Genomic DNA, 25,049 nt, shown 5'->3' with positions numbered 1-25,049 from the left:
TTCGCGATCTTGTAGCCGTTCAGGTGCAGGATCGGCAGCACGGCGCCGTCGTGCACCGGGTCGAGGAACTTGTTGGAATGCCAGCTCGCCGCCAGCGGCCCCGTCTCGGCCTCCCCGTCCCCGACGATGCACGCCACCACCAGATCCGGATTGTCGAACGCGGCGCCGTAAGCGTGCGCCAGCGAATACCCCAGCTCACCGCCCTCGTGAATGGACCCGGGCGTCTCCGGCGCCACATGACTCGGAATACCGCCGGGGAAGGAGAACTGCCGGAACAACCGCGCCATACCCGGCCCATCCTGCGACACATGCGGATAGACCTCGCTGTAGGTCCCCTCCAGCCACGCGTTCGCCACCGCCGCCGGACCGCCGTGCCCCGGGCCCATGATGTAGATCATGTCGAGGTCGCGGGCCCTGATCGTCCGGTTCAGATGGACGTAGCAGAAGTTCAGCCCCGGCGAGGTACCCCAGTGCCCCAGCAACCGGGGCTTGATGTGCTCCGGCCGCAGCGGCTCCCGCAACAGCGGATTGCCCAGCAGATAGATCTGACCCGCCGACAGATAGTTCGCCGCCCGCCAGTACGCGTCGACCGACTCGAATTCGGAGTCGTTCCGCGGCTCGGTTTCCAGGACGTTGGACGTCACGCTTCCTCCAGGGTTCGCTGGGAATCAGCCCACCATGCGCTCCGCCGCAGGGTTCAGGGCCGAACGTCCCATCCCCCCGTCCATCCGTCCCGGTCCGGGCGCCGCCGGAGGCTTGGTGGAGGTGGCTACACCACTGATCGGGGGGCGGGGCCCGATGTGGGCGGGGGCCGCCGGGCGGGAAGCTGATCTTCGGTTTCAAGGACAGGAGATCACGTGCTTCTTCGGCTCTTCCTCGCGGCCGCGGTCACCCTCGGCGCCGCCCCCGCGGCGCCCGCGTCCGCCTCGCCCGATCCGCACGGGCGGCTCCAGCGGGATCTGGACGGGATGGTCCGCGACGTCGGCGTGCCCGGCGCGTCGCTGTCGGTCACCGGCACCCGGACCTTCACCCTGCGCAGCGGGACCGGCGATCTGCGCACCGGGCGTCCCATGCCGGTGAACGGGCGCGTGCGGATCGGCTCCACGACCAAGGCGTTCGTCGCGACCGTCGTGCTCCAGCTGGTCGGTGAGAGGCGGGTGCGGCTGGACGCGCCGGTCGAGACCTACCTGCCCGGCGCGGTCCGGGGGCGCAGCGGCGACGGGCGGACGATCACCGTCCGGCAGCTCCTCCAGCACACCAGCCACCTCCCCGATCCCGGTCCGCTGCTCCCCCACGGCAGGGAGTGGGCGGACCAGCGGTTCCGGCACCGCGACCGGGACGAGCTGCTCCGGTACGCGCTCGCCCAGGAACCCACCACCGGCTCCTGGTCCTACAACAACACCGGGTACCTGCTGCTCGGCAGGCTGATCGAGGCGGTCACGGGCGCGCGGACGTGGCGCGACGAGGTCGCCGGCCGGATCGCCCGCCCGCTCCGGCTGCGGAACACCTACGCGCCGGGCCCGTACTCCTACCGGATCGGCGGGCCGCACCCGCGCGGCTATGTCAGGGTGCCCGAGTACGTGGACGTGACCGAGCAGGACACGGGCTATCTGGACGCGGCCGGGGCCATGGTGTCCACGCCCGCCGAGGTGAACCGGTTCTTCTCCGCGCTGCTCCGCGGGCGGCTGCTGCGTCCGGCCGAGCTGGCGGAGATGCGGCGCGTGCTCCCGGCCGGCGGCACCGTCGACGCGTACGGGCTCGGGCTGGAGGTCAACCACCTGTCCTGCGGGGACCTGGTCGGGCACGCCGGTCAGATGCACGGCTACTCGACGGTCGCCGGGGTCCTCGTCGACCGGCGGGGCCGTCCCGGGGCCGCCGTGACCATGTCGATGACCACCGAACCCGAGGACATGGACGACTTCCGGCGGGCCATGCACGTCATCGACACCGCCCTGTGCGGCTAGGCCGCCGCGCGCGACCGCGGCAGCGGTGATCACCCTCCGCAGCACCTGGGAGGCAGCCGCTCGGCCCCTCGGGCGGAGACCGTCACCTGCGGGCCGCGCTCCGGCGCGACCCGCGGGACGGGCCCGTCGGCCAGGTCAGCTGGGGACGAGGACGCCGCCGCCGAACTCGAAGACCCGGCGCTGACGGGGCGCGACCACGCCGAGGCTGTGGCGCTTGCATGCGTGGTCGGCGTAGACGAGGACCGGGGTGTCGGTCTGGTTGTCGACGACCAGCGGCCGGAAGCCGCCGGTATAGCAGCCTCTGGCCGGGTCCGTGTACTGCTTGCCGCTGACGGTGAGGACGCCGCGGGCCGCCAGCGCGGGCGCGGCGGTGGTCAGGGTGAGCGCCGCGCCGGTGGCCAGGGCGGCCAGAGTGGTGGTAGTGCGTCGCATGATCGCCTCCATTCCTGGGCGGGATGCGCTGGAAGCCCACGATTATCACTGCACGTAGTTACGCGACTACACTCCATGAAGGAGTGGTTCTGTCACGCGCGCGCGGGGTCCGCCATCAGACGTCCGGCATGTCTTGAAGGGACGACCCGGCGCCGCCGCGCCGTCCGAGGGCCGCGAGGGCGAGCCGGGGTCAGGACGGTGGGGCGGAGGCGGGGCCCAGGGCCCGGATCGCGGCGTCGATCGCGGTGGCCAGCCGCGCGGGGTCGTGCCCGGCCCGTTCCCGTACCCGCAGGCCGAGCAGCGTCGTGAACAGCAGTTCCACGGTGGCGTCGATGTCGAGGTCGGCGGGCAGCTCACCGGCGCGGCGGCCCTGGTGCAGCAGCGAGCGCATCGCCTGCCGGGTGACCTCGAAGGCGGCCTCGGTCCGCCGCCGGACCTGGACGTCGGTGGTGCCGAGTTCGGTCGCGGTGTTGACCACGAAGCAGCCCCGGCCGGGCTCGCCGTCGGACGGGCAGGAGACCAGCCACAGCATCCAGTCCCGCAGGACGTCGCGGACGGGCCGTCCATCGGCGTCCAGCCGCCGCTCGGCCTCGGCGGAGTCGGTGGCCCGGTAGTGGTCGAGCGCGCGCAGGAACAGCGTGTGCTTGTCGGTGAACGTCCGGTACAGGCTGCTCGGAGTGAGTTCGAGTTCGGCGCCGAGGTCGCGCACCGATGTGGCGTTGTAGCCGCGGCGCCAGAACAGCTCGGTCGCCCTGGTGACCGCGTCCTGCTCGTCGAACTGTCGGGGGCGTGCCATGCCGCCACCCTACCCGACTTGTGGAGCGATCGCTCCCATATTAGAGTCCCCCCTCATATGGGAGCGATCGCTCCCGAATAGGTGAGGGAGAGTGCTCATGACGACCACGGACCAGGCCGGGACCCGGGCGGCGGACGCCCAGGCTCCGCCGCGCAGCCGCTGGGCGGCGGTCACCGCGGTGGCCCTCGGGACGTTCCTGCTGGTGACCGCCGAGCAGTTGCCGATCGGGCTGCTGACCGCCGTGGGATCGGCGCTGCACGTCTCCGAGGGGACGGCCGGGCTGATGGTGACGGTGCCCAGCCTGGTCGCCGCCGTCGCGGCGCCGCTGGTGCCGATGCTGGTCGGCGGCATGGACCGGCGGCTGCTGCTGCTCGGGCTGATGGCCCTGATGACGCTCGCCAACATCGCCTCGGCGCTGGCGCCGAGCTTCGCCGTCCTGGTCGTCTCGCGGGTGCTCGTCGGCGTGGCGATCGGCGGGTTCTGGGCCGTCGCCAGCGGGCTGGCCGTCCGGCTGGTCGCCCCCGCGCACGTGGCGCGCGCCACCGCGATCATCTTCGGCGGCGTCGGGGCCGCGAACGTGTTCGGCGTCCCCCTCGGCACGCTGCTCGGCGAGTTCTCCGGCTGGCGCGTCGCCTTCGCGACGCTGAGCGTCCTGGCGCTCGCCGCGCTGCTCGGGCTGCTGGCCGTGCTGCCGCCGCTGGCGGCGTCCCAGCCCGTCCGCCCGCGGCTGCTGGCCGAGCAGTTCCGCAACCCGGGCGTGCGCGTCGGCATCCTCGCGACGTTCCTCATCATCACCGGGCACTTCTCGGCCTACACGTTCGTGAGCCCGGCGCTCCAGCGGCTGTCGGGGATCGACGAGCGGCTCGTCGGCCCCCTGCTGTTCGCCTTCGGCCTGGCGGGCATGATCGGCAACTTCGCCGCCGGCGCCGCGCTGGCCCGCGACGCGCGCCGGACCGTGCTGGTCATCGCGCTGACCCTGGCCGCCGCGATGCCGCTCTACCTGCTGCTGGGCCGCGGCCCGGTCGGCGGGGCCGTGCTGCTGATCGCCTGGGGCCTGGCCTTCGGCGGCGTGTCGGTCGGCCTGCAGACCTGGATGATCAAGAGCGCGCCGCAGGCCGTGGAGGCGGCCTCGGCCCTGTGGGTGGCGGTGTTCAACCTGTCGATCGGGCTCGGCGCCCTGACCGGCGGCGTCATCGTCGACTCGCTCGCCCTCCAGGCGATCCTGTGGCTCGGCGGCGCGTGCGCCCTGGCGGCCGCGCTGGCGGTCTGGAGCGCCCGCGGCCACGAGGGCCTGCGTTGACCGGGCCCGCACGCCGCGCCCCGGACGCGGGGTAGGCCGCCTCGCCCGCCGGTCAGGTCAGGTGGGCGAGGAGGCCGTGGAAGGCGAGGAAGACGGCGAAGCCCAGCAGGAGGCTCCCTAGGGCGTAGACGGCGGCGCGGGTGTGGTGGCCGTTCTGGAACAAATGGACGGTGTCGAGTTCGAATGTGCTGAACGTGCTCAGCGCGCCGCAGAGGCCGGTGCCCATGAGGGCCTCGACGTCGGTGCCGGCGCCCGCCCCGTGCAGGGCGCCCAGGACGGCGGCGGCCAGGACGTTCACCGTGAGCGTGCCCCACGGGAACGACTTGCCCGCCGCCGACTTGACGAGGCCGTCCAGAACGTAGCGGGCCACCGCGCCCACCCCGCCGCCCACCAGGACCAGGAGCGCCTCCATCAGGTCTCCTCCCCCGCGTCGCGGTGCGGCAGCCTCCGCCCGATCGAGAAGCCCGCGACGATCGCGGCCCAGCCGAGGACGACGCTCACCGCCGCGTAGCCGATGCCGAGGGCCGCCCTGCCGTCGTCGCCGAGCGTGTAGACGTCGTCGATGAGATGCGAGAACGTCGTGAAGCCGCCCAGGTAGCCGGTCACGGCGAAGGGGCGTGCCAGCGGGTGCGGGCGGCCGCGCAGCAGGTAGGTGGTCAGGACGCCCATGATGAGGCAGCCGAGGACGTTGACGGTGAAGGTGTTCCAGGGGAAGCCGGTCTTCGAGGTCGGGATCGCCTCGCCGAGCAGGTACCGCGCGAGCGCGCCGAGCGCGCCTCCCATCGCGACCTCGGCGATCGCGCGCGGTTTCAGGCCGGGGCGGGGCGGCCGGCCCCGGTGCGGGTGGAGCGCGACGGCCTCGGCCCGCTCGCGGTCGCCGAGGCGGCCGGACATCGGGGCCCTCATCCGGGCCGGTCCGGGGCCGGGACGCCGAGGAGGAGGCGGCGGACGGCGTCCCAGGTCCGGAAGAACGCCTCCTCCAGCTCCGGGGACCGGTCGCCGAGCATCCTGGCCCACGCGCCGTGGTCGCCGGGCAGGACGCTCGCCCCGCCGCGCAGCCCCGTCCCGGCGAGCGCCTCGTGCATCGTGTCGGCGATCTCCAGGCCCGACCGCGCCGCCGTGACGACGTAGAGCGACGCCGCGATCCCGAAGCCGCCCATGCACGCGGGGCCGGTCACGGCGCGCTCGCCCGGCACGAGCCGGACCGGGTCCGCGAACAGGAGCCGTCCGTCCGGGTCCCGGACCTCCAGGTCCGCGCAGTAGGCGGTGTAGGCGTGCCGCTCCCCGCGCGCCAGGCGCCCCGCCATCAGCTTCTCGCCCAGGACGACCGTCGCGTCCGGGGCGAGGGTGACGTCCGTGCGCTGGTAGAAGCGCGAGCCGCCGAACGGGATCGTGGTGGCCGGCAGGTACTCGACGTAGCTGCCGGGCCCCGCGCGCAGGTCGACGGTTTGCGTGGCGTAGTCGTGCTCCATCCGGTACAGGCGCGTGGCGGTCTGCGTCGTGAAGTGCACGGACGTCCCGGGCACGCAGTCCAGCCCGATCCGGTAGCGGTCGCCTTGCAGGACGCCTCCGCCGGACGACATGAACATCACCGTCGGCATGTCCGGGCGCCCCGGGTCGGGGTAGAGGGGGCGCGTGGTGTGCAGGGGCGACCGCTGGTAGTGGGCGGTCAGCTCCGTCCGGCCGTCGGCGAGGCCGAAGCCCAGCTCCAGGACGCCGGCCTTGCCGGGCGCGCCGACCGGCAGCGTGTCGGGGACGGCGGCGTGGTCGGCCACCGCCGCGGGCGGCGGGCCCGTCAGCGGACCGGTGAGCACATCGCCTCCCGGCGCGCGAGGACGAAGTCGGCGACGTCCGCGACCCCGGTCCCGGTGAGGCAGTCGGTGAGCACGACCGGGCCGTCGCCGCGCACGGCGTGGGCGTCGCGCTCCATGACGGCCAGGTCGGTGCGCACGTACGGGGCGATGTCGATCTTGTTGATGACCAGCAGGTCGGAGTCGGTGGTGCCGGGGCCGCGCTTGCGCGGCATCTTCTCGCCCTCGGCCGTGTCCAGGACGAAGACGTAGACGTCGGCGAGCGCCGGGCTGAAGGTGAGCGTCAGGTTGTCGCCGCCGCTCTCGAACAGCAGCAGGTCGATGTCGGGATGGCGGTCGAGCAGTTCCGCCGCCGCGGCGAGGTTCATCGTCGGGTCGTCGCGGACGGCGGTGTGCGGGCACGCCCCGGTCTCGACGCCGACGACGCGGTCCGCGTCCAGCGTCCCGGCGAGCGTGCGGCGGACGTGCTCCGCGTCCTCCTGCGTGTAGATGTCGTTGGTGATCACGCCGGGGGTGTGCCCCCGGGCGACGAGGAGGGGCACCAGCGCCTCGATGAGCGCGGTCTTGCCCGATCCCACCGGTCCGCCGACACCGATCTTGAACGTGTGCTCCGGCTCCATGCGTGCCCCTCCTCGGGTCAGGTGATGAACAGGCGGGCCGGTGCCCGCTCGTGCCCGGCCGCGACGGCGTCGGCGACCGGCGTCCAGGCGTGCAGGTCCCGCGGGTCGCGGGCGGCGAGCGCGGTGCGCGCCGCCCGCGCGAGCTCCGGCCGGACGTCGCGCAGCAGCGCCTGCGCCGCGCGGAAGTCGATCCGGCCGAGCCGCACCGGCGCGGCGGCGCAGCTCGCGGCGAAGGCGAACAGGTCCCCGGCCACCGCGTCCCGGGCGGGCACCCCCAGCCCCGCGTGCACCGCCCCCACGACGACGGCGTGGTTGCCGGGCGTCACACGGTCGTCCACGAGCCGGGCCAGCCGCTCGGCCGGAGCGGACCCGAACGCGGGCCCGGCGGTCGCCAGGACCTGCCGGCCGGTGCGCGCCGACGCGGTCCGCTGCTCCCGGTTGAGCTTGATGGCGTGCAGCCTGCGGTCGGTCTCCACCAGCCGGTCGTAGTCCCCGGCGGTGACGGCCCGGTGCGCGAGGACCAGCGCCGCCGCGTCGGCGGTGCCCATGGCCCGCACCAGGTCGACGACCAGGTCGCGCAGATCCTCCGGCCCCACCAGGCCGAGCTGGGTGAACCCCTCCAGCCCGTGCGACAGCGTGTAGAGGCCGCTGGGGAAGCCGGAGTCGGTGAGCTGGAACTGCGCCAGCAGCGCCTCCAGGCCCGCGGACCCCGGCGGCCCGCCGGTCATGCGATGAAGAACAGCCGGGACAGCGGCAGCGAGCGCGCCGGCGCGATGGAGACTGGCTCGCCGTCCACCGTGACCCGGTAGGTTTCCGGGTCCACCCCGATCTCGGCGAGGGTCGAGTTGTGGAGCATGTGCCGCTTGTCCACGCTCCGGCACTGCCGGACGGGGCGGACCAGCCGCCGCAGCCCGAGCCGCTCGGGAACGCCGGCGGAGATCGAGGCGTCCGACATGAACGTCACGCAGGTCTTGCGCAGCGCCTCGCCGAAGCCGCCGAAGGACGGCCGCAGGTACACCGGCTGCGGGGTGGGCAGCGAGGCGTTCGGGTCGCCCATCTGCGCCCAGCTGATCAGCCCGCCCTTGACGACCATGAACGGCTTCGCGGCGAAGGAGTGGATCTGCCACAGCACGATGTCGGCGAGCTTGCCGTCCTCCAGCGAGCCGATCACGTCGGCCATCCCGCTGGTGCGGGCCGGGTTGATGGTCAGCTTCGCGAGGTAGCGCAGGACGCGGTGGTTGTCGCTGCGGGAGGAGTCCTCGGGCAGCGGCCCGCGCTGGTCCTTGCAGTGGTGGGCGACCTGGAACGCGCGGGTGAACGACTCGCCGATCCGCCCCATCGCCTGGGAGTCCGAGCCGATCATGCTGATGACGCCGAGGTCGTGCAGGACCGTCTCGGCCGAGATGGTCTCCGCCCGGACGCGGCTCTCGGCGAACGACAGGTCCTCGGGGACGTCGTAGCTGAGGTGGTGGCAGACCATGGTCATGTCGAGCAGCTCGTCGGTCGAGTTCACCGTGTAGGGCAGCGTCGGGTTCGTCGAGGCGGGCAGCGCGTTCGGCTCCGAGGTGATCCGCAGGATGTCGGGCGCGTGCCCGCCGCCCGCGCCCTCGGAGTGGTAGGTGTGGATCGCGCGGCCGTCGATCGCGTCGATCGTGTCCTCCACGAACCCGGCCTCGTTGAGCGTGTCGGTGTGGAGGGCGATCTGGACGTCGTGGTCGTCGGCGACGCGCAGCGCGCAGTCGATCGCGGACGGGGTCGAGCCCCAGTCCTCGTGCACCTTCAGCCCGGCGGCGCCCGCGCGGACCTGCTCGTCCAGCGAGCCCGGCAGGCTGTTGTTGCCCTTCCCGTAGACCGCGACGTTGATCGGGATCTCCTCGTAGGCCTGGAGGATCCGGGCGATGTTCCACGGGCCCGGCGTGCAGGTGGTGCCGCGCGTGCCGTCGGCGGGGCCGGTCCCGCCGCCGACCAGGGTCGTGACCCCGTTGCTGAGCGCGTCCTGCGCCTGCCGCGGCGAGATGAAGTGGACGTGGGTGTCGATCGCCCCGGCGGTCGCGACGAGGTTCTCCCCGGAGATCACCTCGGTGCCGACGCCGATGATCAGCCGCCGGTCCACCCCGTTCTGGGTGTGCGGGTTGCCGGACTTGCCGATCCCCGCGATCCGGCCGTCCTTGATCCCGATGTCGCCCTTGACGACGCCGAGCACCGGGTCGATGACGACCACGTTGGTGATCACCGTGTCCAGCGCGATCGTGGTGTTGCGCGAGGCCGGGTCGGACGACATGCCGTCCCTGGCCGTCTTCCCGCCCCCGTACTGGGACTCGTCGCCGTAGTGGCCCTCGGTGTGGTCCTTCTCCACCTCGACCACAAGGTTGGTGTCCCCCAGGTGGAAGCGGTCGCCCACGGTCGGGCCGTACATGCTCGCGTACCGCTCGCGAGAGATCGTCGTCATGGCGTCAGCCCTTCCTGGAGCGGGACGCGGCGGCCCGCGAGCCCGCCCTCCGCGGCGCGCTCTTGGCGGCGGTCCTCGTCGTCTTCCGCGCGGTCGTCCTCCGCGCCGTGGTCTTCCGCGCTGCGCTCTTCCGCTCGGTCGGCTTCCGCTCGCTGCTCTTCGCGACGTGCCTCCCTGTCCCCGCGCGGCTCTTCTCCGGCTCGGGCTCGTCCAGATATCCCCGTTCCCGCATTCTGGTAAGGGCTCGTTTCTTCGCGGCGGACGAGCGGATGCTGCCGTCCAGCAGGCCGCCGAAACCGACGATGCGCATGCCGCCGCCGTATTCGACCAGGCGCACCTCCTTGGTGTCGCCCGCCTCGAACCGGACGGCGGTGCCCGCCGGGATGTCCAGCCGCATCCCGAACGCCTTCTCCCGGTCGAAGCCCAGCGCCCGGTTGACCTCGAAGAAATGGAAGTGCGAGCCGATCTGCACGGCCCGGTCACCGGTGTTGTGCACGGTGAGCGCCTGTCTGCGCTGCCCGGCGTTCAGCTCGATCGGACCCCGTCCGAACATGTATCCGTCATGTGCCATGCGCGACCGCCCCCCTAAGGCTCGCCCCCGCGAACTCACGGGGTCCTGTGGTCTCGTGCTCGTGCTCGTGGTGATGGTGGTGTTCCGGTGCGAGGTCCAGCCCGTCGTCGGCGGCCCGGAGCCACCGCTCCTCCGCCTCGCCCGCGCGCCGCCGGACGAGCGCCTCGACGGCGGCCGGGGCGAGCAGCGGCCCCGCGACCCGGACGCCCCCGCACGGCGCGGGCGGGGGCGGCGCGAGCGAGGCGGGGACGAGCACGATCTCGCGGGCGCCCAGCCGGTGGCACCGGTCCACTCCGTCGGCGACGCCCCTGTCGAAGGCGACCTCCACCCGTCCCGGCGGGAGGTGCCGCGCGACCAGGCTCGCCGCCTTGCACAGTTCCGCGTCGGCGTCGGGGCCGCCCTCCGGCGCGACGAGGAGCACCGCCCGTCCGGCGCCGCCGCCGAGCAGCGCCCGCGCGACGGCCGCCCGGAGCCAGCCGACCAGGTGCGTGAGCGTGCCGAGCGGGCGGGCGAGCAGCAGGTCTCCGGGGCCGCCGCCGCGCGCGGCCCACGCGATCGTCTGCGCGGCGGCGGGCGCCAGCCCCGGGTCGCGTCCGAGGGTCATCGGCACCGCGACGGCGTGCGGGTAGTCGGCGAGGGCGAGGGCGAGCGCCCGCCCCGGGCCGGGGGTGCCCGGGGACTCGTGCCCGCCCACCCGCAGGACCACGCGGCCGAGCGGTGCGGTCATTTGCCGCCGCCGACGGGATCGTGGCAGGACACCAGCTTGGTCCCGTCGTCGAAGGTGGCCTCGACCTGGATCAGCTTCAGCATCCCGCGCACGCCGGGCAGCACGTCGTCCGGTCCGACGACCTTCTTGCCCAGCTCCATGCAGTCCGCGACGGACTTGCCGTCGCGGGCGGCCTCCACGATGGCGTCGCTGATCAGCGCCACGGTCTCGCCGTAGTTGAGCTTCAGCCCGCGCTGGCGGCGCCGTTCGGCGAGCCGCGAGACGGTGAAGACGAGCAGCTTGTCGATCTCTCGCGGTGACAGGTTCATCGGGATCCTCTCTGCGGCCGGCCCTCAACCGGCGCGCGCAAGCCTGGACAGGTGCGGGACGGCCGCCGTGAACACCCACATGACCAGCACGAACGGCCAGGTCAGGGTGTGGCCGCCGACCACGGTGAACAGATTGGTGAGCCCGGCGGTCAGCGCGGCCGACGTCGCCGCCCCGATCACCGCGTAGAGCGCGCCGACCGGGCTCAGCGCGATGTAGGTGCCGGTCAGCGCGATCCCGGTCAGCACGGCGTTGTAGCCGTACAGGCCGGCGCCGATGTCGGCCGCCTGCGCGCCCAGCCACCAGCCGGTGAGCAGCCCGACCAGGCTCCCCGCCAGCGCCGTCGCGGCGACGAGGCGGCTCGCCACCGCCAACCCGGCGAGGAAGATCAGCCCGACGTACCACTCGTCCTGGAAGAACACCTGGCCGATCCCGCTGAACAGGCCGTGCCAGAAGTCGTGCCAGGTCATCGCCGTGCCCGGGTCGGACGCCGAGGGCGGCGCGCTGTTCGGGTGGTGCGCCCAGACACGGTCGAAGGAGGGCGCGCCCAGCACCATCACCAGCGTGACGACGCAGAACGGCGCGGTGGAGGCGGGCAGCCGGTAGGGCGCGAGGACGGTGACCATCGCGGCGGTGAGCACGCTCACCGCGACCGCGGAGCCGATGACCAGCGCCACCGTCATCCAGTGCACGCCCAGGTAGAGCACCAGGGCCACGCCGACGAGCGTCCCGCAGAACCCTTCGAGCCCGGCCGCCACGCGGTCCCGCGCGGCGCCGAGCAGGTACGCGGTCGCGGTCGCGGTGACGGTGCCGACAAGCCCGAAGACGCCGAACCGCCAGCCGCCGACGAAAAGCGCGGCCAGGAAAATGAGGCCGGTCCAGTGATTGGGCTGGAAATCGACCTGGGCGATGCCTCGGAGAATCGCCGTGACGGCGTCCTGCGGGCGGTCATGGGCCGCGGGACTCCGCGGGTCGGGTGCGTCAGCCACCGATGACGACACGGCCCACCCTCCTCGGTCGAAAGCCCATTCCGGCGCGAACGGTCAACATGAACGGCGGTCCGGCTGTGATCTCGGATTCCCTGGAATCCGCGTCACTAAGGCGATGCCCGGTCAACAGTTCACCGGGCACCGGGAAAACGTCGTTTGCCTGGCGGCGTGTCGTGGCGCGGGCAAGGCGTCAGGCCCTGATCCGGTACGGCAGGACGCACACCAGCGCGTCGGGGGCGTGCTCGCGCAGCGCCTCCGCCAGGAGCAGGCCCCACTGGTCGTAGAGGAAGCGGTAGCGCGGGCGGCTCGACTCGACCATGGGGATCAGCACGATGACCGACCGGCCGCCCCCGGCCAGGGAGCGCCTGGTGTACTCGACGATCGGGCCGATCCGCGCGTCCCGGGGGCTGTCGAGGACCTCCAGCCGCACGCCCGGGTCCCAGCGGTCCCACCGCTCCCTGAGGTCGCGGGCGCGGCCGTCGTCCCCCGCGACGGTCACGGCGACGACCTCCCCGTCCAGGCTCAGCGCGATGCCCAGCGCCCGGCCGACCATGGCCCCGACGTCCTCCATCGGCACGATCAGCAGGCGCGGTGCGCGGTCGGGCCGGGGACGCTCGGCGGGGACGGTGCCGAGCCGCAGTTCCCGCGCGACCCGGTCGTAGTAGCGCCGGACGCGTGTGAACAGCAGGATCAGCAGCGGGACCACGACGACGACCACCCAGGCGCCCTCGTCGAACTTGGTGATCAGGAGCACCAGCGTCGCGAGCGCGGTGAGCGCCGCCCCGGTGCCGTTGAGCAGCGCGGTACCGACCCAGCCCGGCGGCCGCTCCCGCGCCCAGTGCAGGACGAGCCCGGCCTGGCTGATCGTGAACCCGGTGAAGACGCCGACGGCGAACAGCGGGAGCAGGCGGTGCGTGCGCGCGTCCACCGCGACCAGCAGCAGCGCGGCGGCGGCCGCGACCGCGAGCACGCCGTACCGGTGGACGGGGCGCTCCCCGCGCAGCGCGAACAGGTGCGGCAGCCGGTGGTCCTTGGCGAGCAGGCTGAGCAGCACGGGCAGCCCGCCGAAGCTGGTGTTCGCGGCGAGCGCCAGCGCGAAGGCGACCACGATGCTCGCGGCCTTGAACGGCCATCCCGTGCCGTAGGCGCCCGCCGTCAGCTGGGCGAGGATCGTCACGCCCTCCTTCGGCACGACGGCGTCGCGCCGGATGAGCAGCGCCAGCCCGATCAGCATGACGGCGAGCAGCGCGCCCAGCATCAACTCGGTCCGCTGGGCCCGCGCGACGCGGGGCCTGCGGAACATGGGCACGCCGTTGGCGATGGCCTCCACCCCGGTCAGCGCGGCGCACCCGGCGGAGAACGCCTTGAGGATGAGCATCACGCCGAGGGCCTCGTGGGCGTGCGGGGCCACCACCGTCCCGACGGCGGCGGCGGGATGCGACCGCGCCAGCCCGGCGACGACGATGCCGAGGACCGTCGCCACGAACAGCAGCGTCGGCAGCATGAGCACGCGGGCGCTGTCGGCGATCCCGTACAGGTTCACGGCGGTCAGCACGGCCAGCACGACCAGCGACGTCTCCAGCAGGTACGGCAGCAGCGAGGGGAAGGCGGAGGCGAGGGTCGCGGCGCCCGCCGCGAGGCTGACCGCCACGGTGAGGACGTAGTCGACGACGAGCGCGGCGGCGGCCAGCGTGCTCGCGCGGGGCCCGATGTCGTCGCGCGCGACCGCGTAGGACCCGCCGCCGTCCGGGTGGACGGCGATGACCTGCCGGTAGGACACCACCAGCACGGCGAGCAGCCCGGCGATCGCGAGCGTGACCGGCAGCGTGAGCCGCACCCGGGACACCCCGGCGGTGACCAGGACCAGCGCGATCGCCTCGGGACCGTAGGCGACCGAGCTCAGCGCGTCCAGCGAGAGCGCGACCAGCCCCTGGAGGCTGGTCAGGCGGCTCCTGTCGCCCTCGCCGTGCCGCAGCGGAAGGCGCGGCCCGCGCCGCGCCCCCAGCAGGCCGCGCGAGGGGACGACACCGCGGCGCGGCGCCGCCGTCCCGTCCTCGCTCGGTTCGCGCACCGGGGTCCGCCCGGTCAGCCGTCGGCGAAGGCCGCGTCGGTGCCCCTGGCCTGTTCCTCGTCGGTCATGCGCATCCTGGTGAGGCGGTCGACGGCGGTGCCGACGAGGTAGGTGGCGGCGAACGCGTAGGCGCCGACGGCGAGCACCGCGACGACCTGCTTGCCGAGCACCGAGACCGACCCGCCGTAGAACAGCCCGGCCGAGCCCGCGTCCCAGCCGGTGGCCAGGAAGCCGAGGGACACGACCCCGACGATCCCGCCCGCGCCGTGGATGCCCGTCACGTCCAGGGTGTCGTCGTAGCCCGCGACCAGCTTCAACTCGACCGCGTAGGTGCACACCGCCGCCGCGACGGCACCGATCACGAAGGCGCCCTCGACTCCGACGTACGCGCAGGACGGGGTGATGGCCACAAGTCCGGCGAGCGCGCCGCTGGCCGAGCCCAGCCGCGTCAGGTGCCGGACGCGCAGCCACTCGATGAGCCGCCAGGTCAGCATCCCCGCGCAGCCCGCGATCATCGTGCTGACGAACGCGCGCGTGGCGAGCGCGCCGTCGCTCAGCGCCGAGCCCGCGTTGAACCCGAACCAGCCGAACCACAGCAGCCCGAGCCCCAGCAGGACGAACGGGACGTTGCCCGGACGCGGCCCCTCACCGCGCCGGAACGCGACGCCGCGCCCGAGCACCAGCGCGAGCGCGAGCCCGGAGACGCCCGAGTTCAACTCGACGACCAGGCCGCCGGCGAAGTCCATGACGCCCCACTTGTTGATCCACCCGGACGAGGCGAACACCCAGTGCGCGACCGGCAGGTAGACCAGCGTCACCCAGGCCACCACGAACAGCAGCCACGGCCCGAACCTCGCCCGGCCCGCGACCGACCCGCTGATCAGCGCGACCGTGATGATGGCGAAGGTGAGCTGGAAGCAGACGTAGATCTGCTCGGGGATCCTGCCCTGCAGCGCGTTCACCGAGACGTTCCCGAGCCGCCAGTCGCCCCAGCCGATCAGCCCGGCGCCGCCGGCGTCGTCGCCGAACGCGATCCCGTATCCGTAGAGGAACCAGAGGATCGTCACCAGGCCGATGCAGATGAAGCTCATGTAGAGCATCGTCAGCATGTTCTTCGAGCGGACCATTCCGCCGTAGAAGAACGCGAGGCCCGGCGTCATGAGCAGGACCATCGCGGTCGCCGTCATCAGCCATGCCGAGTCGCCGGTGTTCAGCCCCGCGGACATCGCAGCCCCGAATACATTTCAGACCTTCCGGCCGTCTCCCCCGCACCCCGCCGGTTTCCGTGCCGGTTTCCGCGCAGGCATTTCCCGGGCTATGTTCACTCCCCGGCGGGGCAGCAAACCCGGGGTGACGCATTCTTGGCCGACGCTTGGACGCGAGGCCGGGTCAATACCACGCGCCCTTCACAGGACCAGATCGTCCGGCCGCACGATCTCGCGGGGCACCGCTGTGGCCTCCGTCCGTTCGAGCGGGTCGGCCTTGACGAACGGGTCGAGGCCGAGCCCGGTGAGCTCGGCGATACGGCGGACGGGGAGCTGGAACGTCCGGTAGGCGCCGTAGGAGAACGCCTCCTCGGTGGGCAGGTCGGCGATGAGGGCGGCCTGGCTGAGCAGGTAGCCGGTCACCGACAGCGCGCCCGACTCCCCGACCATCGCGACGATCTTCCAGAACTGGCGCGGGAGCCGGACGCCCCGGTAGGCGTCGTCGTCGGCGGCGAGGACCGGCCCGGCGAACACGCTGACGGCGAGGTCGAGGTTGTCGGCGTTGTCGAGCACGTAGTCCTCCAGCCCGAGCCACAGCGTCCCGCCGGCGTTGAAGGCGTGGTGCTGCGGGGTGGAGTTCGTGAAGTGGAAGGTGTCGTCGACGGCCGCCTTGACCTCCGCCTCACCGGCGCCCCAGGCGGGGTCGAGCCGGCGCACGAGGTGCCCCCGGTCGAGGTCGTTGTCGGCGTAGACCCGCTCGCCGGTCTGCTCGTCCACCGGCAGCCGCGGGTCGAGGATCCACCGGTCGTCCCGCCGCTTCGGCCGCTGCGCCTGCTTGCCGTCGATGTTGCAGGCGGTGAACAGCGCGAGCCTGCGGCGCCGGTGCATGACGACGCTGAAGTGGTGGTAGCGCAGCTCGGCGGACGCGTCGGCCGCCAGTTCGGGCGGCAGGGCCGGCAGCGGGAGCGGCCGCGCGAGGAACGCGGGGTCGTACCCGCCGCGGCTCGCGTAGTCGGGGTCGATCGCGGTGGCCTCCCGCGACTCCGGGGGACCCCCGCCCGGCGGCCCGCCGTCCGGGGCGTGCCCGTCCGCGAGCCGGACTGTGACCTCCAGCGGCACCGAGACCGTGACCGCCCGGTCCAGCACCGACGCCGGGACCGCCGCGAACGACACCTCCGGCGCCGCCCTAACGGGAGCCGGGGCCTGGGCCGGGGCCGCGGACGCCGAGGCCGAGGAGGCTGCCGAGGCCGCGAGCAGCACCGGCGCGGGCGCGGCGGCGGCGGGTGCGAGGAGCGCCGGGGGCGCGTCCGGCGCGGCGGCGAAGAGCTGGTCGACGAGCGCGCGCTGCTCCTCGGGAAGTTCCGCCTCGCGCAGCGCGTGGCAGACGCGGCTGACGCGGACGCCCTCGTTGACGAACCCGCCGAGCTCGTCCTGCTCGGGCGCGGGCACGCCCGCGTGGTGCAGTGCGACGACCTCCCACTGGTCGTTGAACACCGGCGAGCCGGAGGATCCCGGCTCGGTGTCGGTGGCGTAGTGCAGGAACCGGTCGGCGACATCGACGATCCGGTTCTCGCGCAGCGCCACCTGCTTCCGGCCGCCGCGCGGGTGCTGGACGATCGTGACGAACTCCCCGATGATCGCCTTGCCCTCGGCCTCGATCAGCGGGTTGTGCCCGAACACCGCCAGCTCGGCGGGCGAGGCGCGGACGGCGACGAGCGCGAAGTCGAGTTCGGGGTCGGCGAGGAAGAACCGGTCCGGGTCCAGCCGGTGGACCACCGACGGCAGCGGGCGCCCGTCGATCCCGTCCTGGTAGTCGAACTCGGCGACGCTGGTGCGGGCCGTCCCGGCGTCCGGGAGGACGTGGTGGTTGGTCAGCAGCAGCGCCGGCGACACCAGCGAGCCGGTGCCGTAGCCGGCGGGCGTACCGCGTTCGTCCCGGATGTCGACCCGCGCGACGGCGCGGGCGGCGGCCACCCCGGCGTCCAGGTACCGGACGCCCAGGTAGTCGACCGTGTTGATGATCTTTTCCAGGTGCGCGGCGGGGTCGGGCGCGTCGCCCTCGCGGTAGAACCGGCCGAGCCGTCCCACCCGCTTCGCGATCCGCTCGGGGCTGTCGGCGGAGGCGATCCCGCCCGGCGACGCCAGCGCCGCCTCGTGCCCGCGCCGCGCGGGCGCCCGCTCGCTCACCCGCCGCGCCGCCGCGTCCCGCTGCTGCTCCCGCCCGCTCTCGTAGAACTTCATCATTCGTCCCGGTCACGCTGTCAGGCCACCGGATCCCCTTTGAAAAGGGCCGTACCCCACCCGGAGAACCGTCCCCGGCCCTTGACGAAGGCCATTTGAAACGAGGAGCGGATTTTACTTCCGGGACGAATGGAGTTGGCATGTCACCGGCGCCCTCAAGGACCTAGGATCGGCCGTATGGACGTGCTGACGACGGAACGGCTGCGCCTCGTCCGCTGGCGGGAGGAGTTCAGGGCGGACGTGGCGAGGCTCACCTCCGACCCCCGCGTGTACCGGACGCTCGGCCTCGGCACCCGGTGGACGCCCGAATACGTCGATGAAAGGCACCGCGCCTATCTGGAACATTGGCGGTCGCACGGTTTCGGATGGCGGGGCGTCCTCGCCGCCGACGGCGAGGAGTTCCTCGGGATCGCCGCCCTGAACTACGCCGGCACCCGCGTTCCCGGCGTCGAGGGTTCCGCCTTCGAGGTGGGCTGGTGGCTCGATCCCCGGTACCAGGGCCGCGGCATCGCGACCGAGGCGGCGCGAGCCACCCGCGACGACGCGTTCGGGCGGCTCGGCGCCCCCCGGCTCGCGGCCCGGGTGCGGATCGGGAACGACGCGTCCGCCCGCGTCGCGACCCGGCTCGGCATGCGCCTGCACGGCGAGGCCGTCGCCGCCCGGGGCGAGGCGGTCAAGGTCTTCACGCTGGACCGCCGCGCCTGGCCGGGCCCCGGGCGCGCTACCGCGTGACGCGGTAGGTCAGGTGCGCGACGGAGCCGATGCCCGCCACGCTCACCGGTTCGAGGGCGAGGTCGCCGACGCCCTCCAGCAGCCGCTCCCCCGCCCCGAGGACGACCGGCGCGACGTGCAGCCGCAACTCGTCGATCAGCCCGGCGGCCAGATACTGGTTCACCGTGTGCGCGCCGCCCGCGATCGCGACGTTCCGCCCGCCCGCCGCCGCGCGGGCCCGCACCAGCGCCTCCTCGATCCCCTCGGTGACGAACGTGAACGTGGTGCCGCCCCGCATCGTCACCGTCTCGCGCGGGTGGTGGGTGAGGACGAACACCGGCGCGTGGTAGGGCGGCTCGTCGCCCCACCAGCCGGTCCAGTCCAGGTCCCAGTCGCCGCGTCCCGGGCTGAACATGTTGCGGCCCATGATGAAGGCGCCCGCGTCCGTGATGCCCTCGATGACCTCGGCGTTGGCCTCGGCCTCCTCGATCATCCAGCGGGTCAGCCGGCCGTCCTCGCCCTCGCCGAACGGCTTGTCGAGGCTCTGGTTCGGCCCCGCGGTGTACCCGTCGAGGGAGACCGCCATGTCGCACGTGACCTTGCCCGTCGTCCGCCCCGTCGTCTGCCCCATCGTCCGCTCCTTCGATCACCGGCGCCCTGCGGCGCCTCTCACCTGGTGATCGGAGCCGCCGGATCGTCCTCGACATCCCCCGCGGAAGAATTTTCCAACGGCGCCCGGGCCAGCCGGGGACGGGCGTCGGGGTTGTCGGCGAGCCAGCGGAGTTCGGCGGTGTGGCGGCGCACCAGCGGCTCGTACAGCGCGGTGAAGCTGCGGTGCAGGATGTCGATCTCCTCGACGGTCATCCCCGAGTTGCGCCAGCGCAGGACGCGGTGCGCGTCGGTGGCGCGGCCGGCGAGCGCGACGACCGTGACGCCCTCGGACGGGCGCCAGGTGGGCGCGACGAGCGCGATCGCGAACCCGGCGGCGACGAAGCCCGCCATGCCGCTGAGGTCGACGTCGTGATAGCGGAAGCGGGGGGTGAACCCGGCGGCCTCGCACGCCGAGCGGAGCATCGCGGTGCCGCCGTCGTCGCCGCCCTGCGGCGGGATCCAGATCTCGTCCGCGAGGTCGGCGAGTTCGACGCGGCCGCGGGAGGCGAGCCGGTGCCCGGAGGGGAGCGCGACACCGCAGGGTTCGACGCAGACCACGCGCTCGCCCGTGCCGGGCGGGCAGGGCGGGGCGTGGTGGTCGGCGACCCGTCCCATGAACACGACGTCGACCTGGTCGTTGGCGAGGAGCTGGTTGAGGACGCCGCCGGAGTAGTCGAGGCTGGTGCTGACCGTCCGGCGCAGCGGACCGCCCTCCAGGCGCCGTAACCACTCCCCCAGCAGGATGCTCGGGTGCGTCCCGAGCCGGATGACGGAGCGCTCGCCGTTCTTGCGGGCGGTGGCGAGCAGGTCGTCGACGTCCGAGAGCACGCCCCGGGCGCGGGCGAGGACGTGGCGGCCGAGCGCGGTGGGCGTGATGCCGTCCGGGCTCCGGTCGAACAGCGGTCCGCCGAACGCCTGCTCGATACGGCGGAGCTGGGCGCTGAGCGTCGGCTGGGAGACGCCCAGGTCGGCGGCGGCGCGCGTGATACTGCCCGCCTCGGCGATTCGGCTGAGCACGCGCAGATGGCGCAGTTCAACCTGCATAGCCGCGAAGCTATGCCTAAATGCGAGGCCCCGCAAGCGTTGATCAGGTGTCAATCTCATCTTCGCAGGACACGACGGCCGCTCCCGCGCGAAACCCACCCCCATTCCCCGCTCGCTCGGCCAACGCCGGTGCCGCCGCCGTGTCGGCCGCCGCCCCGTTCCCCTGCGGGGCGGCCTCTCCCCCCGCACCAATGGAGGCATGCGGCTGTGAAACGCAAACCCCTTCTGGCGGCCCTGGCGGCCGTCGCGCTCCCGGTCACCGGCTTGGCGACAATCGCCATGTCGGCGCCGCCGAGCGGCCCGAGATCCAGCGCCGATCCGAAGGTCGCCGCAATGGCGTCCGCGGACCGGATCGTCACCGGACGCGTCGCCGAACTGCACGCGGGCAAGGACGAGAAATTCGTCCGCACGCAGGTCGTCGGCACGCCATGGAACCAGTACTACGTCGCCTATGAGCGCACGTACCGCGACCTTCCCGTGGTCGGCGGCGACTTCGTCGTCGCGACCGACGCGAAGGGCCATGTGCGCACGCTCTCGGTGGCGCAGAAGCAGCAGATCAAGGTGGCGACGGCCCCCGAGGTCGGCGCGGACGCCGCCGCGCGCGCCTCGCGCGCCGCTGTGTCGAAACCTGACAAGAGCCAGCTCAAGCCCCACCTGGTGGTGCACGCGCTGGGCAAGCCCCGCCTCGCCTGGGAGACGACCGTCTCAGGCCGCGACGGCAAGCAGCTGAGCCGCAAGAAGGTCTATGTCGACGCGCTGACCGGAAAGCGGTTCGACGCGAAGGAGACCGTTTACGCGGGCACGGGCACCGGAATCTGGGAAGGCCCGAACCTCAATATTGGAACGACCCAGTCGGGTGGTTCCTACACGATGCGTGACCCGAAGCGGCCAGGGCTCACGTGCGCCGACTACAGCGGCGGCATCTTCTCCGGGCCGGACGACGTCTGGGGCAGCACGTCCAAGACGAGCAAGGAAGCCGGCTGTGTCGACGTCATGTACGCCGCGGGCGGGTTCTGGGACCTGCTGAAGACGTACGGGCGCGACGGGCTGCGCAACGGCCAGTGGGCCCCCGCGCGGGTCGGCCTCAACGAGGTCAACGCCTACTGGAACGGCACCGACGCGCAGTTCGGCCACAACCAGTCCAACCAGTGGATCACCTCGACGGACGTGGTGGACCACGAATTCGGGCACGGGCTGGACAACTTCACCCCCGGTGGAATGTCCGGCGGCGGCACACAGGAATTCGTCGGTGACGTGTGGGGGGCCGCATCCGAGGCCTTCCTCAACAACCCGGAGGACACTCCCGACTACACCGTCGGCGAGGAGATCAACCTGGTCGGGCAGGGCCCGATCCGCAACATGTACAACCCGTCGCTCGTCAACGGCGACCCGAACTGCTACTCCAGTTCCGTTCCGAACATGGAGGTGCACAAGGCGGCGGGACCGGGCAACCACTGGTTCTACCTGCTCGCCGAGGGCTCCAACCCCGGCGGCGGCAAGCCGAACAGCCCGATCTGCTCGGGCGGGCCGTCCTCGGTGACGGGGATCGGCGTGCTGAACGCCGCGAAGATCTTCTACAACGCGATGATGCTGAAGACGTCCAGCACCAGCTACCCCCGGTACCGGACGCTGACGCTCACCGCCGCGAAGAACCTCGACCCCTCCTGCGCCTGGTACAACCGGGTCAAGGACGCCTGGAACGCCGTCCAGATGGGCGCGCAGTCCGGCGAGCCGAGCTGCGTCCCGAGCGGCAACGACTTCTCCCTGTCGGTGGCGCCGAACAGCGGGACGGTCAAGGCCGGCGAGTCCGTGCAGGCGACGGTCAACACCACCGTCACCAGCGGCTCCTCCCAGCCGGTGAACCTGTCGGCGACCGTGTCCCCCGCCAACCCCGGCCTGACCGCGACCTTCAACCCCGCCCAGGTCCAGTCCGGGAACACCGCCACGCTCACCCTCGCGGCGAGCGACACCGCCAAGACCGGCCCGTTCACGGTCACCGTGAACGGAACCGGGACGAGCGGCTCCCACACCGCCACCTACAGCGTCAACGTCAGCGGAGGGTCCGACACGGGCAACCCGCCTGACATCAGCGTCGAGAACGTCAAGGCACACCTCCAGCAGCTCCAGACCATCGCCACGCAGAACGGGGGCACCCGCCGTTCCACGGGCGCCGGGTACACCGCGTCGGTGTCCTACCTGGAGCAGGCGCTGAAGAACGCCGGGTTCACGACGTCCCGCCAGACGTGCACGTCCGGCTGCTCGGCCGGCGCCGGGCCCAACCTCATCGCGGACTGGCCGGGAGGGGACGAGAACAACATCTACATGTTCGGCGCCCACCTCGACAGCGTCGCGGCGGGTCCGGGCATCAACGACAACGGCTCCGGCTCGGCGGCGCTGCTGGAGGTCGCGCTGAAGCTGGCGCAGACCAAGCCGACGATGCTGAAGCACGTCCGGTTCGGCTGGTGGACGGACGAGGAGCAGGGCCTGCGCGGCTCGCAGAACTACGTCTCCCGCCTGTCGGCCACCGACCGCACGAAGATCAAGGGCTACTTCAACTTCGACATGGTCGGCTCGCCCAACCCCGGCTACTTCATCGACGGCGTCAACTCGGCGCTGTCGCAGTACCTGAAGGGATACTTCGACTCGATCAGGCTGGTGCCGGACGAGATGTCGGAGTGCTGCAGCGACGACGGGCCGTTCCGCGACGCCGGGATCCCGACGACGTTCCTGTCCACCGGCGCGTCCGCGACGAAGACCTCGGCGCAGGCGCAGAAGTGGGGCGGCACCGCCGGGCAGGCGTTCGACCGGTGCTACCACCAGTCCTGCGACAGCTACCCGGGCAACATCGACACGACCGGGCTGGACCGCAGCTCGGACGCGATCGCGTGGGCGCTGTGGAAGGTCGCGGTCGGCGACTCGACGCCCGCCAACGACTTCTCCATCAGCTCCGATCCCCCGACGGGGAGCGTCAAGCCCGGGGAGTCGGCCACCGCCACCGTCAGGACGGCGGTGACCAAGGGCAGCGCCCAGCAGGTCGACCTGACGGCGACCGTGTCGCCGGGCGGCCCGACCGTGACCCTCGATCCCACGTCGGTCACCGCGGGCGGGTCGTCCAAGCTGACGGTCGCGACCACGGCGCAGACCGCCGCGGGCAGCTACGCCGTCAAGGTCACCGGCACCGGCGCCGGTGGAGCGGTCAAGCACACCACCACCTTCACCCTCAACGTGGAGGGCGACGGCACCAACGACTTCTCGGTGTCGGTCGACCCGGCGACAGGGAGCGTGGACGCCGGCAAGTCGGCGACGGCCACCGTGAGGACGGCCGTGACCGCCGGTGTCGCGCAGGAGGTCAACCTGTCCGCGACGGTGTCCCCGGCGGGGCCGACGGCCACCGTCAGCCCGTCCACGGTGAAGACCGGGAGCACGGCGACGCTGACGGTGGCGACCACCGCCGACACGCAGCCGGGCGACTACACGGTGACGGTCAGCGGGCAGGGGTCGGTCGCGAGGACCGCCACCTACACGCTGACGGTCAAGAAGGCCGACAACCGGACCTCCACCAGCACGACCCGGTACCCGATCAACGACTACCAGCGGATCAGCAGTCCCCTCCAGGTCACCACGCAGGGGCAGGCGTCGAGCACGGTGACGCTCAGCGTCGACATCCAGCACACCTGCACGGAGGACATGGCCATCGGCCTGGTCTCCCCGTCCGGCCGGACCTACACGGTCAAGCCGATGGGGCAGGGCCAGTACGAGTGCACACCGTGGGACGGTCCGATGACCTTCACCGTCCCCGGCGTCAGCTCGCAGGCCGCCGGAAACTGGCAACTGACCGTCTACGACCAGGGCCCCGGTGACACCGGGACCCTCAACGGCTGGAGCATCACGCTCTAGCACGACCCGAGAACGTGCCCGGTCCGGCCGGCCTCCGCAGGGGTGGGAGGCCGGGCCGGGCACACCCTTGTCCGGCCACTGATATCCCCGTTCTCGGCAATTGTCAGGGTAAATCCGGGTGCACGAATGGCCTGGAATCAGTAGCGTTGCGCCGGTCACGTCACGGGGAGGGGTGCCGCACATGACGAAGCTGAACCAGATCATCGCGGTGGAGAAGGGCACGAAATCCCGCGCGCAGCGGGAGCTGACCGACATTCACCACCGCATCCAGAAGACGCCGCTGCTGTCCGGGATCTCGCGGACCTACCAGCCGCTGGACGACGAGGGCGAGCAGCTCCCGCCCGAGTCGACCCGGGTGCAGGTGAAGGCGGAGGAGGCGCTGGCGGACGCCGCCAGGGCGCTGACCCGCCTGTTCGACGTCACCGCCACCAAGGACTGGGCGAACTGCGAGGCGCGCGCCGACGTCGTCGTGGACGGGCGGACGATCGTCGCCGACGTCCCCGTGTCGCACCTGCTGTTCCTGGAGAAGCAGCTCACCGACCTGCACACCTTCGTCGACAAGCTGCCCGTCCTGGACGCGGCCGAGTCGTGGAGCTTCGACGAGTCCGCCGACGTGTGGCGCACCGAGCCGGTGAAGACGACGCGCACCAAGAAGATCCCGCGCGCCCACGTGCTGTACGAGGCCACCACCGAGCACCCCGCGCAGGTGGAGACCTACACCGAGGACGTGATCGTGGGCACCTGGACGAAGACGGCGTTCTCCGGGGCGCTGCCCGCCCGGCGCGTGAACGAGCTGCGCGAACGCGTGACCAAGCTCCAGGCGGCGGTCAAGTTCGCGCGCGAGGAGGCCAACGGCGCCGAGGTGACCGACCGGAAGGTCGGCGACGCGGTGTTCGGCTACCTGTTCGCCTGACCCGGCACGGAAACGGCACGGAAACGGCATGAACACAAAAGGCTCCCCCGCAGGAGCGCGGGGGCGGGACCGGACCAGGTCCCGAAGCTGAGGATGAGGCTCAGTCTGAACCACGGTGACAGTGGAGGTTCGACTCCTCCCCGGGGCACCCGAGTCCCGGTAGCCCAAGATGGTAGAGGCAGCCGTTCAATCTCAGGCTCTCGCTCCAGAATCAGCATTTTCCGCTCATCGCCGGATCGACCGGAGGCAGGCGTCAATCACCGAGATGCCAGTTCGAATCTGGCCCGCGCCTCTCGCGGCGCGGTAGTTCAATGGAAGAACGCGGTGACCTGAGAACTGACCTGCCCCCTT

General features: G+C 72.5%; 23 protein-coding genes. 5 read left to right on the top strand and 18 right to left on the bottom strand.

Going from position 1 to position 25,049, the window contains the following annotated elements:
* Positions 1 to 644, bottom strand: a 644-nt coding sequence (locus GNZ18_RS39995; RefSeq protein WP_512698849.1) for a phosphoketolase family protein, incomplete at its 3' end; no start/stop codon positions are given.
* Between the two features lie 213 nt (positions 645 to 857).
* Here GNZ18_RS39995 and GNZ18_RS39990 point away from each other — a divergent pair.
* Positions 858 to 1,964 carry a serine hydrolase domain-containing protein gene (locus GNZ18_RS39990; RefSeq protein WP_216651592.1) on the top strand — a complete coding sequence of 369 codons (1,107 nt, stop codon included), beginning with the start codon at positions 858 to 860 and terminating at the stop codon, positions 1,962 to 1,964.
* Positions 1,965 to 2,099: 135 nt separating this feature from the next.
* Here GNZ18_RS39990 and GNZ18_RS39985 read toward each other — a convergent pair whose 3' ends face one another.
* Both GNZ18_RS39985 and GNZ18_RS39980 read right to left on the bottom strand, forming a co-directional pair.
* A complete protein-coding gene (locus GNZ18_RS39985) occupies positions 2,100 to 2,396 on the bottom strand; it encodes a hypothetical protein (protein ID WP_156222687.1) in 297 nt (98 codons plus the stop codon).
* 190 nt (positions 2,397 to 2,586) lie between these two features.
* On the bottom strand, positions 2,587 to 3,192 hold the full coding sequence (locus GNZ18_RS39980) for a TetR/AcrR family transcriptional regulator (protein ID WP_156222685.1): 606 nt from the start codon (positions 3,190 to 3,192) through the stop codon (positions 2,587 to 2,589).
* A 97-nt stretch (positions 3,193 to 3,289) separates the two neighbouring features.
* Here GNZ18_RS39980 and GNZ18_RS39975 point away from each other — a divergent pair, with 97 nt between their 5' ends.
* On the top strand, positions 3,290 to 4,492 hold the full coding sequence (locus tag GNZ18_RS39975; protein WP_156222683.1) for an MFS transporter: 1,203 nt from the start codon (positions 3,290 to 3,292) through the stop codon (positions 4,490 to 4,492).
* Positions 4,493 to 4,544: 52 nt separating this feature from the next.
* On the opposite strand, the gene crcB is transcribed toward GNZ18_RS39975, so the two are convergent.
* The 13 genes from crcB to GNZ18_RS39910 form a co-directional block, all read right to left on the bottom strand.
* The gene (crcB, locus tag GNZ18_RS39970; protein WP_156222681.1) at positions 4,545 to 4,904 is read right to left on the bottom strand and encodes a fluoride efflux transporter CrcB; all 360 of its coding nucleotides are present in this window, start codon (positions 4,902 to 4,904) and stop codon (positions 4,545 to 4,547) included.
* On the bottom strand, positions 4,904 to 5,386 hold the full coding sequence (locus tag GNZ18_RS39965; RefSeq protein WP_156222679.1) for a fluoride efflux transporter FluC: 483 nt from the start codon (positions 5,384 to 5,386) through the stop codon (positions 4,904 to 4,906). Before GNZ18_RS39965 ends, crcB begins: the two co-directional genes overlap by 1 nt.
* Positions 5,387 to 5,394: 8 nt before the next feature.
* Entirely contained in the window at positions 5,395 to 6,306 is a 912-nt protein-coding gene (locus GNZ18_RS39960; RefSeq protein WP_312875016.1) for an urease accessory protein UreD, read from the bottom strand.
* A complete protein-coding gene (gene ureG, locus GNZ18_RS39955) occupies positions 6,288 to 6,923 on the bottom strand; it encodes an urease accessory protein UreG (RefSeq protein WP_156222677.1) in 636 nt (211 codons plus the stop codon). The genes GNZ18_RS39960 and ureG overlap by 19 nt, the downstream gene beginning before the upstream one ends.
* Before the next feature lie 17 nt (positions 6,924 to 6,940).
* A complete protein-coding gene (locus tag GNZ18_RS39950) occupies positions 6,941 to 7,651 on the bottom strand; it encodes an urease accessory protein UreF (protein WP_156222675.1) in 711 nt (236 codons plus the stop codon).
* Entirely contained in the window at positions 7,648 to 9,372 is a 1,725-nt protein-coding gene (gene ureC, locus GNZ18_RS39945) for an urease subunit alpha (RefSeq protein ID WP_156222673.1), read from the bottom strand. Before ureC ends, GNZ18_RS39950 begins: the two co-directional genes overlap by 4 nt.
* A gap of 4 nt (positions 9,373 to 9,376) precedes the next feature.
* Complete coding sequence (ureB, locus tag GNZ18_RS44235) at positions 9,377 to 9,943, bottom strand: urease subunit beta (RefSeq protein WP_156222671.1); 567 nt, start codon at positions 9,941 to 9,943, stop codon at positions 9,377 to 9,379.
* A complete protein-coding gene (locus GNZ18_RS39935) occupies positions 9,933 to 10,670 on the bottom strand; it encodes a sirohydrochlorin chelatase family protein (protein WP_156222669.1) in 738 nt (245 codons plus the stop codon). The genes ureB and GNZ18_RS39935 overlap by 11 nt, the downstream gene beginning before the upstream one ends.
* Complete coding sequence (locus GNZ18_RS39930; RefSeq protein WP_156222667.1) at positions 10,667 to 10,978, bottom strand: urease subunit gamma; 312 nt, start codon at positions 10,976 to 10,978, stop codon at positions 10,667 to 10,669. The genes GNZ18_RS39935 and GNZ18_RS39930 overlap by 4 nt, the downstream gene beginning before the upstream one ends.
* Before the next feature lie 24 nt (positions 10,979 to 11,002).
* The gene (locus tag GNZ18_RS39925) at positions 11,003 to 11,965 is read right to left on the bottom strand and encodes an urea transporter (protein WP_312875015.1); all 963 of its coding nucleotides are present in this window, start codon (positions 11,963 to 11,965) and stop codon (positions 11,003 to 11,005) included.
* Positions 11,966 to 12,155: 190 nt separating this feature from the next.
* The gene (locus GNZ18_RS39920) at positions 12,156 to 14,036 is read right to left on the bottom strand and encodes an APC family permease (protein WP_312875014.1); all 1,881 of its coding nucleotides are present in this window, start codon (positions 14,034 to 14,036) and stop codon (positions 12,156 to 12,158) included.
* A gap of 14 nt (positions 14,037 to 14,050) precedes the next feature.
* Positions 14,051 to 15,262, bottom strand: a complete 1,212-nt coding sequence (locus GNZ18_RS39915) for an ammonium transporter (RefSeq protein ID WP_156222665.1) — start codon at positions 15,260 to 15,262, stop codon at positions 14,051 to 14,053.
* A gap of 180 nt (positions 15,263 to 15,442) precedes the next feature.
* Positions 15,443 to 17,482: a DNA/RNA non-specific endonuclease gene (locus GNZ18_RS39910; protein WP_156222663.1), complete on the bottom strand. Its 2,040-nt coding sequence runs from the start codon at positions 17,480 to 17,482 to the stop codon at positions 15,443 to 15,445.
* 177 nt (positions 17,483 to 17,659) lie between these two features.
* On the opposite strand from GNZ18_RS39910, the gene GNZ18_RS39905 reads away from it, so the two are divergent.
* Positions 17,660 to 18,214 (top strand): GNAT family N-acetyltransferase, encoded by a 555-nt coding sequence (locus GNZ18_RS39905; RefSeq protein WP_173391032.1) that lies wholly within the window; start codon positions 17,660 to 17,662, stop codon positions 18,212 to 18,214.
* Here GNZ18_RS39905 and GNZ18_RS39900 read toward each other — a convergent pair.
* The gene (locus tag GNZ18_RS39900; RefSeq protein ID WP_156222659.1) at positions 18,204 to 18,824 is read right to left on the bottom strand and encodes a dihydrofolate reductase family protein; all 621 of its coding nucleotides are present in this window, start codon (positions 18,822 to 18,824) and stop codon (positions 18,204 to 18,206) included. The genes GNZ18_RS39905 and GNZ18_RS39900 overlap by 11 nt on opposite strands.
* A 38-nt stretch (positions 18,825 to 18,862) precedes the next feature.
* Complete coding sequence (locus GNZ18_RS39895) at positions 18,863 to 19,888, bottom strand: LysR family transcriptional regulator (protein WP_173391031.1); 1,026 nt, start codon at positions 19,886 to 19,888, stop codon at positions 18,863 to 18,865.
* A 207-nt stretch (positions 19,889 to 20,095) separates the two neighbouring features.
* Between GNZ18_RS39895 and GNZ18_RS39890 the strand changes: the two genes are divergently transcribed.
* Positions 20,096 to 23,785: a M28 family peptidase gene (locus GNZ18_RS39890; protein ID WP_173391030.1), complete on the top strand. Its 3,690-nt coding sequence runs from the start codon at positions 20,096 to 20,098 to the stop codon at positions 23,783 to 23,785.
* 181 nt (positions 23,786 to 23,966) lie between these two features.
* A complete protein-coding gene (locus tag GNZ18_RS39885) occupies positions 23,967 to 24,698 on the top strand; it encodes a DUF7873 family protein (protein ID WP_156222653.1) in 732 nt (243 codons plus the stop codon).
* Positions 24,699 to 25,049: the final 351 nt, after the last annotated feature.

Origin of the sequence: Actinomadura litoris (assembly GCF_009733595.1) — a bacterium.
Classification (GTDB): Bacteria; Actinomycetota; Actinomycetes; order Streptosporangiales; family Streptosporangiaceae; genus Spirillospora; species Spirillospora litoris.
Note: the sequence above shows the minus strand (reverse complement) of the source record. Positions and strands in the feature narration are given on the sequence as shown.

Coding starts and splice junctions, on each gene's coding strand:
- GNZ18_RS39985 (WP_156222687.1), bottom strand. CDS start 2,396: ATGCGACGCACTACCACCACTCTGGCCGCCCTGGCCACCGGCGCGGCG.
- GNZ18_RS39980 (WP_156222685.1), bottom strand. CDS start 3,192: ATGGCACGCCCCCGACAGTTCGACGAGCAGGACGCGGTCACCAGGGCG.
- GNZ18_RS39975 (WP_156222683.1), top strand. CDS start 3,290: ATGACGACCACGGACCAGGCCGGGACCCGGGCGGCGGACGCCCAGGCT.
- crcB (WP_156222681.1), bottom strand. CDS start 4,904: ATGGAGGCGCTCCTGGTCCTGGTGGGCGGCGGGGTGGGCGCGGTGGCC.
- GNZ18_RS39965 (WP_156222679.1), bottom strand. CDS start 5,386: ATGTCCGGCCGCCTCGGCGACCGCGAGCGGGCCGAGGCCGTCGCGCTC.
- ureG (WP_156222677.1), bottom strand. CDS start 6,923: ATGGAGCCGGAGCACACGTTCAAGATCGGTGTCGGCGGACCGGTGGGA.
- GNZ18_RS39950 (WP_156222675.1), bottom strand. CDS start 7,651: ATGACCGGCGGGCCGCCGGGGTCCGCGGGCCTGGAGGCGCTGCTGGCG.
- ureC (WP_156222673.1), bottom strand. CDS start 9,372: ATGACGACGATCTCTCGCGAGCGGTACGCGAGCATGTACGGCCCGACC.
- ureB (WP_156222671.1), bottom strand. CDS start 9,943: ATGGCACATGACGGATACATGTTCGGACGGGGTCCGATCGAGCTGAAC.
- GNZ18_RS39935 (WP_156222669.1), bottom strand. CDS start 10,670: ATGACCGCACCGCTCGGCCGCGTGGTCCTGCGGGTGGGCGGGCACGAG.
- GNZ18_RS39930 (WP_156222667.1), bottom strand. CDS start 10,978: ATGAACCTGTCACCGCGAGAGATCGACAAGCTGCTCGTCTTCACCGTC.
- GNZ18_RS39915 (WP_156222665.1), bottom strand. CDS start 15,262: ATGTCCGCGGGGCTGAACACCGGCGACTCGGCATGGCTGATGACGGCG.
- GNZ18_RS39910 (WP_156222663.1), bottom strand. CDS start 17,482: ATGAAGTTCTACGAGAGCGGGCGGGAGCAGCAGCGGGACGCGGCGGCG.
- GNZ18_RS39905 (WP_173391032.1), top strand. CDS start 17,660: ATGGACGTGCTGACGACGGAACGGCTGCGCCTCGTCCGCTGGCGGGAG.
- GNZ18_RS39900 (WP_156222659.1), bottom strand. CDS start 18,824: ATGGGGCAGACGACGGGGCGGACGACGGGCAAGGTCACGTGCGACATG.
- GNZ18_RS39895 (WP_173391031.1), bottom strand. CDS start 19,888: ATGCAGGTTGAACTGCGCCATCTGCGCGTGCTCAGCCGAATCGCCGAG.
- GNZ18_RS39885 (WP_156222653.1), top strand. CDS start 23,967: ATGACGAAGCTGAACCAGATCATCGCGGTGGAGAAGGGCACGAAATCC.